Raw genomic sequence first — 13,763 nt, forward strand, 5'->3', positions numbered from 1 at the left:
CTCTATACCAAAAGAAGAAATCCAGCCACCAAAAGAAATGAACACAGCGTATTATAAAGCAAATGAACAAAACATAAAAGATTACATAGTAAAAAATGTTAACGCTTTAAATTTAGATAAAGAGGTGCTTCCAAAAACAAGCTTAAACAACCTTCACGATTTTACAAACCCAGTAAAGGATATTATAAAAGATAGCCCTGGTTTTCAGGCTTTTAGTGCAAACGATAAGCAAAAAGATAACAAAGACAACAGCCAAGGATTTAGCATGAACTATCAACAAAACATACAAGCAAATCAACAGAATACAACAAATAGCATAAACACGGAGAAAATTTTTAAAGAGATAGAAAAAACTGTATTGAAAGAAGCCAAAAATCCAGTTTTGATGAAAAATGTATCTATACAGCTTGACGATGGGACGTCGCTTCAAATAAAGTTTAACGCCAACAATTTATCTATAGCAATAAATACAAACACAGAACTTGCATACAAAGATTCTCAAATAAAAGATTTGCTTAAAAACCTACAAAACTTAGGCTTCAGCGTAGAGAATATAACAATAAACGGCGCCACCATAGAGTCTCAAATGGAATTTTCTCAAAACAAAGAACAAAACAAAGATGATAAAGAAGATTACAAAAAAAGCAATACCGAAGAAAAAGACTTTGAATTTGTAAATGCAATTTGACCTAAAAGAGTGCATAGTCTTAGAAAGGTTAAATAGATTTGTAGCAAAAGTCATAGTTGATAACCAAGAAACGCTTGTACATGTTAGAAACACAGGGAGATTGCCTGAGCTGTTGGTAAAAGGGGCAAAAGGGCTTTTGGAGAAAAAAGAAGGTGGCAAATACCAATGGCATTTAAAAGCTGTTAACAAAAACGGGCACTGGGTTTACATTGATTCTTTGTTGGCTCCTAAATTGTTTTTGGATTTTATAAAAAAAGAAGGTTGGTTTGATATTAAAAGCCTAAAATTAGAACCAAAATACGGTAATCATCACAAGTTTGATATATTGATAAACAACGAAATTATTGTGGAAACAAAATCTGTAAACCTTGTAAAAGATGGAATAGCTATGTTTCCGGATGCACCGTCAGAACGCGGAACCAAACATATAGAACTTTTAAAAAATATATACGCTACAAAAGAATACAAGCCCATGATAGTGTTTGTTATACAAAGGCCTGACGCAAAAGTTTTCAAACCAAACGAAGAAACAGACCTATCTTTTTCAAAAGCCTTAAAGGAAGCTAAAGAAATAGGTATAGATATACTTTGCCTTGATTGCCATACCTCGGAGAACGAGATTTTCATAAAAGGCCAGATACCAAAAGCTTTTTGATTTATAATATTTCTATGCTTGCAGATAGAGTTAAAACGTTAAAACCATCACCCACTTTGGCAGTTAGTGCCAAAGCCAACGAACTAAAAGCCAAAGGTATAGATATAATAAGCTTTGGAGCAGGTGAGCCGGACATAGATACACCTGACTTTGTCAAAGAAGCTTGTATAAAAGCTCTTAAAGAAGGTAAAACCAAATACACACCGTCTTCTGGTATTCCGCTTTTAAGAGAAGCGCTATCGCAAAAGCTAAAAACCGAAAACAACATAGAGTATAGTCCTTCAGAAATAGTTGTATCCACAGGGGCTAAGATGATTTTGTTTCTTATATTTATGGCCATACTAAACGAAGGAGATGAGGTTATCGTACCTTCACCTTATTGGGTAACATATCCAGAACAAATAAGGTTATTTGGTGGAGTGCCAGTGTTTGCAGATCTTCAAGAAGATAACAATTTTGAGCTAACGCTTGATATATTAAAAAGATATGTAAGTCCAAGAACCAAAGCCGTCATAATAAACTCGCCTTCAAACCCTACAGGAGCTGTTATATCGGAAGAAAACCTACAAAAGATTGTTGAATTTTGTATCCAAAGGAATATATTTATTATATCCGATGAGTGTTATGAACACTTTGTATATGACGGAACTTATATGGTAAGTCCAGCATCTTTTAGCAAAGAAGCAAAGGATATTACTTTCACGGTAAACGCTTTTTCCAAGACTTTTTCCATGACGGGCTGGAGAGTGGGATATGTAGCTTGCCCATCTTCTTATGCAAAAGTTATAGCGGATTTAAACAGTCAAAGCGTATCAAACGTTACAAGCTTTGCCCAATGGGGTGCTTTAGAGGCGTTGAAAAACGACAATTCAAAAGCTTTTATAGAAAATATGAAGAATACGTTCGCAAAAAGAAGAGCTCATCTTATGAATATTTTGGAAAACTACAACATACCTTATTCAAAACCAAAAGGTGCTTTTTATATGTTTATAGATTTGACAAAGTATAAAAACAATTTCAAAGACGATATAGAAATGAGCTCTTACATATTGGAAAAGGGTAATGTAGCTTTAGTACCAGGTTCTTCCTTTGGAAAAGATTTTTGGGCAAGGCTATCTTACTGCGTGTCTGAGGACACGTTGTCAGAAGGTGTAAAGCGTATAAACGAGGCTTTAAGAGGTTTATGAGAAAGTTTTTAAAAACGTCTTTATTTATTTTAGGTATAGGGCTTTTAATAGCTTCTTGCTCAAAGCAAAACAATGTAAACGAATATCTAAAATCAAGCTCCAACAAAAATATACCTATAGTAAGTTTAGAACCATCAAAAGATTACGAGATGCTTATAATAGAAAGTAGCGATTGCCCCTACTGCCACAAATTGCAACACGATATAGCCACAAATCAAAGCTTAATAGAAGCTCTAAAAAACGTTGAAGTGGCACCAGTTTTAGCAGACGATACTTCAAAACTTTATAAACTAGTTATAAACAACCATAAGCTTATTGGTACCGGAGAAGACATAGCCGCTGATCTTGGAGTAAATGCCTATCCAAACATATTTTTCTTAAATAAAGAAGGTAAGGTTATATTAAACGTGCCCGGCTACGTAAAACCAAAAACGATGGTTTGTGTTATAAACTTTATCACTACGAAAAGCTACAAAAAAGAAGATATAAACTCATACATAAAAGCCAACCACTGTTTATCTTAAAATATATGAAATTTGACGTGGTAGTTGTAGGAGCAGGACACGCTGGAATAGAAGCCGCTATCGCGGCTTCAAAGCTATGCGATAGCGTAGGGCTTTTTACGATAAACATAGACAACATAGGCCAAATGTCTTGCAATCCGGCAATAGGTGGTATAGCAAAAAGCATTGTAGTAAGAGAGATCGATATATTGGGCGGGGAAATGGCAAAAGCCATTGATGCTACAGGTATACAATTTAAGATGTTAAACAAAAGAAAAGGCGAAGCTGTATGGGCGCCAAGAGCTCAAGCGGATAAACTAAAGTACAAAGAATATATGAAAAAAGCCCTTATGAACATACCAAACTTATACCTTGTGCAAGATGAAATAATAGATATCCTTGTGAAAGGTAACGAAGTAATTGGGGTAAAAACAAAGCTAGGCATAGAATATCAGTGTAAAGCCGTGGTAGTAACCACAGGGACGTTTTTGAATGGAAAAATATTTATAGGGGATAAAGTTTTTCCTGGAGGTAGAGCTTGGGAACCACCATCTACGACACTTGATGAGTTTTATAAAAGATTTGGATTTACGTTAAAAAGGTTTAAAACCGGGACACCTGCAAGACTTGATAAAAGAACGATAAATTTTGATGAGCTAGAACCAGCGCCCGGAGATGAACCGGCACCCAAGTTTTCATTGTTTTCAGAACCAAAAGGGAGCTATTGGTTTGAATCAAACAAAAAACAAATAGATTGCTACATCACCTATACAAACCCAAAAACCCACGAGATAATAAGAAAAAATCTACATAGAACAGCTCTTTACGGTGGTCTTATAAAAGGTGTCGGTCCTAGGTATTGTCCTTCTATAGAAGACAAAGTTGTAAAGTTTGAATCGAAAGCCCAACATCAGATATTTTTAGAACCAGAAGGGGAAGATACCATAGAAATATACCCAAACGGGCTTTCTACATCACTACCAGAAGATATACAACAAGAAATGTATAGAACCATAAAAGGGCTTGAAAACGTAGTGCTTATAAGACCAGCCTACGCTATAGAATATGACATAGTAGATCCTTTGGAGCTATACCCAACGCTTGAAACCAAGAAGGTTAAGGGACTGTTCCACGCCGGAAACTTCAACGGCACAACGGGTTATGAAGAAGCCGCAGGGCAAGGAATATTGGCGGGTATAAACGCTGGCTTAAGGGCAAACGACAAAGAACCTATAATATTACCAAGATCTGTTAGCTATATAGGGCTTATGGCAGAAGACTTGGCCACAAAGGAAATAGTAGAACCGTATAGACTTTTTACATCAAGGTCTGAGTATAGACTATCGGTAAGACAAGACAATGCACCAGAAAGACTTTTAGAATTATCCCACAATCTTGGCCTATTGCATGAAGAAGATTATAAACTTGCTAAAGAGCTTTTAAACGGTGTCAAGTATTATATTGATTATTATAAAAGCCAAAAAACCGTTGTAAACTTGGGAGAGAGCCCAAAACCCTACACCTTATCTCAAATAATAGCAATAGAAGGTATCGATAAAGTAAAAGAACTTGGTTTTGATGTTCCTCAAAATCTTTACATAAAGGACGAAACGGAAATAATACTAAAATACGAATATTACATAGAAAAAGAAAAGAAACTAAACGAAAAACTTAAAATGTTTGAGCATATAAAATTACCACCAGACATGGATTATGAAAACGTAAAAGGCTTAACGAAAGAGGCTATAGAAAAACTAAAAAGGCTTAGACCAGCCACCATAGCCCAGGCAAAAAGTATAGACGGCATAACACCAGCTTCCATAAGCGCAATACTAATACATATGGGTATTTTAGGCTAATAAACGGCATACAAAAAACATAAAATTAGTTTATAATACATAAGATGAAAACCAAGGGCTTTAATATATCGCTTATAGTGCAAAGCTTTATAAACCTTGAAAAAGCCTACAAAGATATATTAAAAAATCTCAAACTTCCAAAAGAATCTTTCATTCAAAACAAACTCGTAATAGACAAAGTAAGGACAGATTTCAATATAGCCTTTGAAGCTGCCATGAGGCCCTGTAGACATATATCCCAAGTGTTAAACATAAAAACTACCAAACATTGTCTTTACGAACTTTCAGAAGCCTTAGGATTTCCTTTTGCCAAAGATATGAAGGACTTATCAGAATTTTATGTAAACTATAGAGATTTAAAAAAAGAGATAGATCCATCTTATCTGTATGATTTTCTCAATACCCACATAAAACTTTTTAGAGATTTTGCAGAACAAATAATAAACTACATAAAAAATACCACCAAAAATTACCTTCTTATAGATTACGACCTTCTGAATGAAAAAGCCAAGCACATAAAAGATGCTGTTGAAAAGCTAAGGTTTGTACTATCAAAAGATGAGACGGAGTTTTTATCAAAACCAATGTACTTTGACAGGGCAAAATACTTTTATCAGGTAGCTTACGATGCTTTATTTGACATATGCAGGCATCTAGCACCAAAATTTAAGCTAAAAAACCCATCTGACGATTGCCTTGTTGTTATGGCTCAAGCAAACATAGTAGAGAATCCAAACATAGCTTACGATATGATGAGATTGAAAAACAAACTGATAACCACATGGGATGTAGATCATCGAGAATTTTATGAAGCCTTGAAAAAACTGTTACCCTACTTTGAAACATATATAAAAGAGTTGTCTAACTCTGTAAAAGAACTTGTAAAAAATGTCTAAACTAGCACTAGCCATAGACGACAAAAGTTCTTTGAACATTTTGAAAGAATTGGCAGGTCTTCCGCTAGTTGTAAAAATAGGACCTATAGTATTTTTAGAAGAGGGTTTTTCTTTGTTAAAAGCCCTAAAACAATCTAGCTTTGAAGTGTTTTTGGACTTAAAATTTCACGATATCCCAAACACTGTTTTAAAAGCTGTGGAAGTTTGTGCCAAAAACAACATAGATTATCTTACTGTGCATACCCTTGGTGGAAAAGATATGTTAAATCCGCTAAGAGATGTAAAAGGAAGCACAAATATAATAGGCGTTACAATACTAACATCCCACGATTCATCCTATCTAGATTTCTTAGGTTCTAAATACAGTTTGGAAGAAATGGTTTTACATCTTGCCGATGTTGCTTACGAATGTGGTTTGGATGGTGTTGTATGTTCTGGTTTTGAGGCTTTTAGTATAAAAAATAAATTTCCAAACTTAAAAACCGTTATACCAGGAGTAAGGCTTGATAAAGATAAAAAAGACGATCAAAAACGAGTAACAAGCTTACAAGAAATCGTTGAAGTAGCGGATATAGTTGTTATGGGAAGGAGTATATTTAATAGCCCTAATCCAAAAGAAACAATTTTTAGTATATTAAATATGTTAGGAGGTCATCATGGAAACAGTTAGCATATTTATAGACGGCAAAGAATATAAAGCTCCAAAAGGAGAAAATTTATTGAAATACATGCTATCTGTAGGCATAGAAATTCCTTATTTTTGCTATCTTGATAGATTGCCAGCCCTTGGTTCTTGCAGGCTTTGTATAGTGCTTGTAGAAAATCAAAACCGCGTTATACCCTCTTGCACACTTCAAATACAAGAAGGTCTTAGAGTCAGCACCCAAGCAAAAGCTGTAAAAGAAAATCAGGCTTACTTGTTACAAGCTTACATGACAAGGCATCCTCTTGACTGTCCTATATGCGACAAAGCTGGTGAATGCGATTTGCAAAACTACGGAGCCATTTACGGACCGCAAACTCAGATAGTACCAGTATCTGCATTAGAAAAGCATAGAGAAGAACATGACTGGCAAAGTGACTACTTGGAATATTATTCAAATAGATGCGTTGTTTGTTATAGGTGTACAAGGGTGTGTGATTATATAAACAAAGCAAAAGCTCTATACGTAGAAGAAAGAGGTTTTGATTCTAACATAGTGCCTACCGTAAGACCAATCGATACCTCCTCTTGCGATATGTGCGGTATGTGCGTGGATGTATGTCCAGTTGGTGCTATCATATCAAAGCCTTTTAAGTTTTGGTCTAGAAGCTGGCTTTTACAAAACGAAGAAACAGTATGTCTAAATTGCCCCACTGGATGCAACATAGAGCTTGAGTTTGGCGTAGGGGATTGGAAGTCAAAAGCCCAAGTTTATAGGACCAAACCGGGCAAAGAACTCGATAGCTGCGCAAAGATATTCTTTGGATACGATATGCTAAACGACAACAGAATAAAGGAACCCATCACAAACCAAAACAGATTTCCTTTTTCAGAGCCAATAGAGATAATAAACAAAAGCTTCAAAGAAAAACCTATGGCAGTAATAATATCTCCTTTTATGACAAACGAAGAAATAGGTTTAGCTTTAGACATAGCTAAAAAATCAAGTTCCTATGTCTCTTCTGTAATTAGCGTTGATTTAATTCCATTTTTAAAAGCCTATAAAAAACCAGTAGCTCATATTGATGAGATAACCCAAAAAACCAACTTTATATTTATAGGCGATGATATAAGCTCTGTAGCACCTGTTGTAAGCTATAGAATAAATGGTAAGGTCTATAAAACATCCACCAAAAAATCAAGGGATGACAAATTTAACCCAACTTACATAGATATAGAAAAAATCCATGATGTAGTAGACAAGGATACCGCCATATTAGTAGATGTTTATAGCTTCAGATATGAGGATGCCTCAAAGCTTGGGGAAACCCTCAGCAAACTAGACGTCCCAGTTATGCCAATACCTTTACAAACAAACGCGCTTGGTCTTTACGAAGTCCTAAAAGATATACCTTTTACAGACATAGGTCTCATATTAGACATGGTTAAGAACGGCGAAATAAAATCAGTGCTGCTGTTTGGAGAAGATTTATTTGATTATTTTGATAAAGATTTTGTCTTTGAAGCTTTTAAAAACACAAAACTAACGCTTGTGACACCTTTCAGGAGCGAACTATCCCTTTTAGCTGATACTTGTATACCAATGAAGCTAACCGGCGAAAAAGAGGGCACTATACATACGTTAAGAGGAGTTAAAAAGATTTCAAAAGTTTTACCTTTCCCAATAGACGACGACATACTAAAAGAGCTTCCAAAATTGGCAGGCATAGGAAATTCTTTCTCTTATAAAGAGGGAATAGTGAAAACCGATTACAGAAAAGAGATATCTGTTTATAATAGCTCTTGGATATTAGAGCATAGCAAATTGCTACAAAATCTTGAAACTAAAAACAAAGAAGAGGGTGTCAATGTCTGAAGTAGTGTTTTATCTCAAGGACAAGCTAAAAGGCGAGCTCATTCAAACTCACAGCTCTTTCGTTATAATCACAGACGATGTAGTTTATAAAATAAAAAAGCCGGTAAACTTTGGTTTTTTAGACTATTCAACGTTAGAAAAGAGAAAACTTTACTCGTACAAAGAGCTAGAGATAAACAAGCGACTCTGTAGCGATATATACATAGATGTCTTACCTATATCAAAAATAGACGACGGCTACGAATTTTCAGATAAGAACATAGTAGAGTATGCTGTGAAGATGAAAAGAGTAAACGATGAGCTTTTTATGATAAACAGGTTAAAGGATTTAACTAACAAAGATATAGAAAATGTAGCAAAAAGAGTAGCGCGTTTTCACTTAGAAACTAAAAAAGTATACGACTTTGATGTTTATAATCAAATGAAGTTCAACACAGATGAGAATTTTGAGCAAACTAAAGAATTTATAGGTAAAACCATAGAGCAAGAAGATTACGACTTTATAAAGGACAAAGTAAACAGCTTTTATCAAAAGCATAAAGACCTTTTTTATAAAAGGCAAAAAGAAGGTTATGTGGTAGATGGGCATGGAGATATAAGGTTAGAGCATGTTGTGATGGTAAAAGATATATGCATAATGGATGCTATAGAGTTTAACGATAGGTTTAGGATACAAGATCAGATAAACGATATGTGTTTTTTATCAATGGAGCTTGAGCTTAAGGGTTATAAAGATTTTGCTAAAACATACGAAGATACTTATAAAAACGCCACAAAAGATAAAGATTTTGAAATTTTTTTAGATTTTTACAAATGTTATAGAGCTTACGTAAGAGGAAAAGTAACGTCGTTTTTGTTAAACGACCCCCACGTAGAAAACAAAGACAGCGTTGTAGAAAGCGCTAAAAGATTTTTCAAACTAGCTAAAGAGTATGCAACCAACGTTGTCTAATATAAGACGTGCTTTGCTGTGGTGTTTACTGTTTACATTTTTCTTATCGATAACTATATTTGAAGTTTTTGTAGTGATATATCTTTTGGTGCTTTTATACGATGAGATTAAAAGTAAAAATTTAAAAGGCATTTTAACGGCTCCTATATTTACTTATATTACCCCTGGTCTTATTTCCAGTATAATGTTTAACATTTCAAAGATAAACCATGCCATTGAAGAGCTTATATTTATGCTTTTGTATCTAGCAAAAAATTATCTTGATATAGACTATATGAAGTTTGCAAAAACTGTAAACTTATATCTGACACTCTTAGGCTTACCTCTTTCTCTTATAGCCCTTTACAATCTAAAATCAAAAGGCTATGAAATGATTTTATTTGGTGGAGCTTTTGACTCTGGGTTTATATTTTCCATGATTGCCTTTTCAAGCATCGGTATTTTTTTATATAAAAAGGATTGGAAAAGGTTTTTATTCTTAGGGCTTTTTTTGTTATACAGCCTAATGGTGGTTTTTAGCACAAAAAGATCAGATTTGCTTGGATTTTTAGCGGGATTAAGCGTTTTTTTAAGTGCATCTTTAGGTAGTTATTCCAAAAAACTTGTGCTTTCAATATTGGCAGCTTCTTTGCTTGTGCTTTCGATAGGCGGGTTTTACGTTTTTAGGAAGGATCCTAGGTTTGATGCAATTGTTAAAATCCTAAAACATGAAAAAATAACCACAAAAGAGTTAAATACTGTTTCAAGTTTAAGATATAAAATTATGATTCACGCTTTCAGAGTTATAAGAAATGACATCAGAAACAAAAATATACCAGCAATTCTAATAGGGCACGGAGTTAGGAGTGGCGTAAAATTAGACCCAAAGCTTGGTCTTGAAAAGTTTGAATCTTTTGAAGCCATATCTGAATACATAGAGAAAGGTCTTATCGGATTAATCGGTCTTGTATGGTTTTATTGGAGGGTGCTAAAATTCAGCTTCAGTTTAAAAGCTTTAAAAGAGGAGGACTTTCTTTTCATACCTTTTGTAGCCACTATGGTATATCAGCTTTTTGGTTCTTTGTTTACATTTTTTTGGAGCCTTTACCTTCCTTTGATTTTGCTTTTGTTTGGTATTGCCGAAAATTACTATGAAAAACGCTAACATACATATAGGTATAAGTGGTTATTATTACAAAGATGCCGTAGGAAGATTTTACCCAAACGGTATAAGGCCGTCTGAGTTTATACTTTATTACCAAAGATTCTTTGATAGTGTAGAATTAAATTTTACTTTTTATAGATATCCTCAAAAACACCATATGAAATCTATACTTAAAAAAGCGCCAAACCTAAGGTATGCAATAAAACTGCATAGAAGCTTCACACACGTAAAAAATTACGACAAAGAAAGCTTGGAAAAGTTTATAGAAGACATAGAACCAATAACATCTTCAGGGCGTTTTATAGCACTTTTACTACAGTTTCCACCATCTATGCACTATAAGGAAGAAAACTTAGCGCATATAGAGGCTCTTATAAAAAGCTTAAAACCAATACCTTTGGCAATAGAATTTAGAAGCAAGTCTTTCAATAGAAAAGATGTTTTTGAGCTTTTAAAAGAAAACAACGTTAGCATAGTAAACGTAGATGCTCCAAAAAAAGAAGACACATTGGTAGGACCTTGGATTAGCACAGCAGACTTCAACTATATAAGAATACACGGAAAAGATGAGGAAAATCCTTACAAATACCTGTATAGTATAGACGAGCTAAAAAAAATAAAAACAAAGATAAGGAAAATAGAAGACTACAAACCCACTTACATATTTTTTAACAACACCTTTGGAGCAGGAGCTTTTCTAAACGCACTTGAAATGAAGCGTCTATATGGATTTGAGGTAGACATACCAGATAAGTTGGAGGCTATAAGAAATCAAAACATATGGGTATAGCGTTTTTTGGAGGTAGCTTTGATCCGATACATATAGGACATATACTTGTAGCAAGAGATGTGTGCGAGCTTTGTAATATTGATAAAGTATTTTTTATGCCAGCCTTTATATCTCCTTTTAAACCTAAACCAATGGCGAGCCCAAAACAAAGGCTTGAAATGTTAAAGCTTGCCCTAGAAGGTGAGTCTTGGGCTTTTATAGAAGATATAGAAATAAAAAAAGAAGAAGTATCATACACCTACAAGAGTGCTCTAATACTAAAAGAAAAATATCAACAGCCCCCAACCTTCATAATAGGCTACGATGCTTATCTAACGCTTGACAAGTGGTATAGGTATGAAGACCTTGTAAAAATTGCAAATTTTATAGTGGTAAAAAGAGGAAAAACAGATACACTAAAAAAAGATGATGTAGATGCGATTTTTTGTAACACGAGAACTGTAGATGTCTCTTCTACAGAAATCAGGGCCCGCATAAAAGAAGGCAAAAGTGTAAAATATATGCTACCAGACAAAGTACTAGAATATATATTGAGAGAGGGTATTTATGCAAAAAGCTGAAAACTATGTAAGTTTAGATATTTTTTCTTCAAACATACCAGCTTTTAACTACGAAGATAGCGTTGATATGGTTTATAAGTTTTTCAAAGAAAAACCTTTTTACAAATACGTTGTTATACTAAAAAATCAAATACCTATAGGTATTGTAAAAAAAGATGATATAGCCTTTGCAAATAGAAATTTAAATGTGGGGGAGTTATCAAAACCTCTTCCAAAAGTCAAAAACACCAACGTAAACCCACAAAGGCTTTCAGATGTTATTGAAGTCTTAAGACTCCAAGTGTCCGATATATTTTTAGTAAATAACAAAAATCAATACATAGGAGTAATAAATTACGATACAGTAATTCACTATCTAAGCAAATTTCCAGACACTTCTCAAGACAAAATATCTAACATGTTAGGAAAAGATTATTATGCAGTAGTTATAGGTTTTCAGGATTTTAAAGAGCTAAAAGAAGAACTTGGTTATAAGATAGATTCGTTGTTTAAACTAATAAAAGACCTATTAAAAAATATGTCTAACGAATGTTGCACTTATATAGAAAAATCCGACAGCGATATATACAGTGTGCACAAAACAAAAATCACAAAAGATGTTATAAATAAATTCTTTGATGAATTTTATAAAGAATACAACGTCTTGTTTCAAACCCATAAAACACCTGTTATGTATGCCATAGTGCTAAATCTAAACAACATAAAATCTTACGATGCTTTCATAAAACGAATAGATATCTTAAAAGTTTACATAAAAGACATGAAAAATACTGTGGCGATAATTGATGGATTACAGCCCCTTCTTATAACGCACTTATCAAAGCAAGATTATCCAACGGTACAGCTTATAAAAGAAAAAATATCATCCTCTATACAAGATATTGTCAACAATTTAGTAAAAACTGAGAAAAATCTGTGGGAATTTGTAGTTTATGATATGTTTAAAAAGTATCCTTTTTACGATCTTATTTACATAATGAATGAATCTGGAATCCAAATATCCAACAACATAATAAATCCAGACATATCTAAAAGTATAGCCACAGGGAAAAAGGGGGCAGATAGATCAAAAGAGGCTTATTTTAAAAATGCCTCTGAAACCCCTTACATAACAGAAGTTTATCTTTCTAAAGCCACAGATGATTTTTGCATCACCGTTTCGCTGGCTTTTAAATATCAAAATAAATCTTATGTAATAGCTGGAGATATAGCGTATTCGGACATAGGGAAAATTAACCTGCAAAGCTAATTGCTTTTGAGGTAAAATGATAAGTAGGAGGTATTATGAAATTTTACAAAAGCAAAATAATAACGAGCGCTATATCTATGCTAACTCTAATAAATATTACATTTGCCAATGCCAAGATTGATAAAAATGCTGATAAAAGCAATAACACCACAAACCAACAAACCAATACCAGCAACAGCTTTGAAGAGCTTTTACATAGCACGCCAGGAGTTTTAGTAAATAGAGTTGTGGCTTCCGTAAACGGTGAGCCAATATTACAAAGCGATTTAAAGATAGCAATGGTATATTTTGGCACAAAAGATGCGAAACTGGCCTTAAAAAGGCTTATAGACATATACCTCATCTACCAATATTTGAGCGAAAACCACATGGCCACACCAGAGAGCTTCTTAGAGCAAACTATAAAAGATATGGCTTCTCAAAACAACCTTACCGTTGAACAACTTTACGAAGAGCTAAAAAAACAAGGCATATCACCAAAAGAGTTTAGAGACTTTTTAAGAAAAGAGATTTTGGCAACAGCCGGCTTTGGAGAATACTTAAGGAAAGCCGTCAAAATTACACCTTCTGATATCGAGCTTTTAAAATTAAAATACGGCAAACCTAAAATAGAAAGAGACATTGAACTTCTCGTAGTACCCAAAAAAGACAAAGATAAACTAAGCAAACTTTTAAACAACACCACAAGCCTAAAAACAATAGCAAACAAATTAAACCTAACTCCCCAAGAATTAGAAGTGGCAAAAGGAGATTTGAAAAAG

Annotated in this window: 13 protein-coding genes and 1 pseudogene; all 14 read left to right on the forward strand. The window is 34.0% G+C overall.

Annotated features, from left to right (window positions below):
• Positions 1–688, forward strand: a pseudogene (locus ACP5S8_RS06370) (hypothetical protein); the annotation flags it as partial.
• A complete protein-coding gene (sfsA, locus tag ACP5S8_RS06375; RefSeq protein ID WP_461870294.1) occupies positions 678–1,343 on the forward strand; it encodes a DNA/RNA nuclease SfsA in 666 nt (221 codons plus the stop codon). The pseudogene ACP5S8_RS06370 and the gene sfsA, both read left to right, overlap by 11 nt.
• A gap of 14 nt (positions 1,344–1,357) precedes the next feature.
• Positions 1,358–2,530 carry a pyridoxal phosphate-dependent aminotransferase gene (locus ACP5S8_RS06380; protein WP_461876149.1) on the forward strand — a complete coding sequence of 391 codons (1,173 nt, stop codon included), beginning with the start codon at positions 1,358–1,360 and terminating at the stop codon, positions 2,528–2,530.
• Complete coding sequence (locus ACP5S8_RS06385) at positions 2,527–3,054, forward strand: thioredoxin family protein (protein WP_461870292.1); 528 nt, start codon at positions 2,527–2,529, stop codon at positions 3,052–3,054. Before ACP5S8_RS06380 ends, ACP5S8_RS06385 begins: the two co-directional genes overlap by 4 nt.
• A 5-nt stretch (positions 3,055–3,059) precedes the next feature.
• Positions 3,060–4,892, forward strand: coding sequence for a tRNA uridine-5-carboxymethylaminomethyl(34) synthesis enzyme MnmG (mnmG, locus tag ACP5S8_RS06390; RefSeq protein ID WP_461876150.1), 1,833 nt, complete (start codon positions 3,060–3,062; stop codon positions 4,890–4,892).
• A gap of 44 nt (positions 4,893–4,936) precedes the next feature.
• Positions 4,937–5,788 carry a HepT-like ribonuclease domain-containing protein gene (locus tag ACP5S8_RS06395; protein ID WP_461876151.1) on the forward strand — a complete coding sequence of 284 codons (852 nt, stop codon included), beginning with the start codon at positions 4,937–4,939 and terminating at the stop codon, positions 5,786–5,788.
• On the forward strand, positions 5,781–6,458 hold the full coding sequence (pyrF, locus tag ACP5S8_RS06400; protein ID WP_461876152.1) for an orotidine-5'-phosphate decarboxylase: 678 nt from the start codon (positions 5,781–5,783) through the stop codon (positions 6,456–6,458). Before ACP5S8_RS06395 ends, pyrF begins: the two co-directional genes overlap by 8 nt.
• Positions 6,445–8,307 (forward strand): NADH-quinone oxidoreductase subunit G, encoded by a 1,863-nt coding sequence (locus ACP5S8_RS06405; RefSeq protein ID WP_461876153.1) that lies wholly within the window; start codon positions 6,445–6,447, stop codon positions 8,305–8,307. The genes pyrF and ACP5S8_RS06405 overlap by 14 nt, the downstream gene beginning before the upstream one ends.
• The gene (locus ACP5S8_RS06410; protein ID WP_461876154.1) at positions 8,300–9,259 is read left to right on the forward strand and encodes a gluconokinase; all 960 of its coding nucleotides are present in this window, start codon (positions 8,300–8,302) and stop codon (positions 9,257–9,259) included. Before ACP5S8_RS06405 ends, ACP5S8_RS06410 begins: the two co-directional genes overlap by 8 nt.
• Complete coding sequence (locus ACP5S8_RS06415; protein ID WP_461876155.1) at positions 9,240–10,403, forward strand: hypothetical protein; 1,164 nt, start codon at positions 9,240–9,242, stop codon at positions 10,401–10,403. Before ACP5S8_RS06410 ends, ACP5S8_RS06415 begins: the two co-directional genes overlap by 20 nt.
• Complete coding sequence (locus tag ACP5S8_RS06420) at positions 10,390–11,193, forward strand: DUF72 domain-containing protein (protein WP_461876156.1); 804 nt, start codon at positions 10,390–10,392, stop codon at positions 11,191–11,193. Before ACP5S8_RS06415 ends, ACP5S8_RS06420 begins: the two co-directional genes overlap by 14 nt.
• Entirely contained in the window at positions 11,184–11,753 is a 570-nt protein-coding gene (nadD, locus tag ACP5S8_RS06425; RefSeq protein ID WP_461876157.1) for a nicotinate (nicotinamide) nucleotide adenylyltransferase, read from the forward strand. Before ACP5S8_RS06420 ends, nadD begins: the two co-directional genes overlap by 10 nt.
• Complete coding sequence (locus ACP5S8_RS06430; RefSeq protein ID WP_461870283.1) at positions 11,740–13,002, forward strand: PDC sensor domain-containing protein; 1,263 nt, start codon at positions 11,740–11,742, stop codon at positions 13,000–13,002. The genes nadD and ACP5S8_RS06430 overlap by 14 nt, the downstream gene beginning before the upstream one ends.
• A gap of 35 nt (positions 13,003–13,037) precedes the next feature.
• A partial coding sequence (locus ACP5S8_RS06435) for a SurA N-terminal domain-containing protein (protein ID WP_461876158.1) occupies positions 13,038–13,763 on the forward strand: 726 nt, incomplete at its 3' end.

The organism is Hydrogenobaculum sp. (assembly GCF_049967395.1).
In the GTDB taxonomy this organism is placed as follows: domain Bacteria; phylum Aquificota; class Aquificia; order Aquificales; family Aquificaceae; genus Hydrogenobaculum.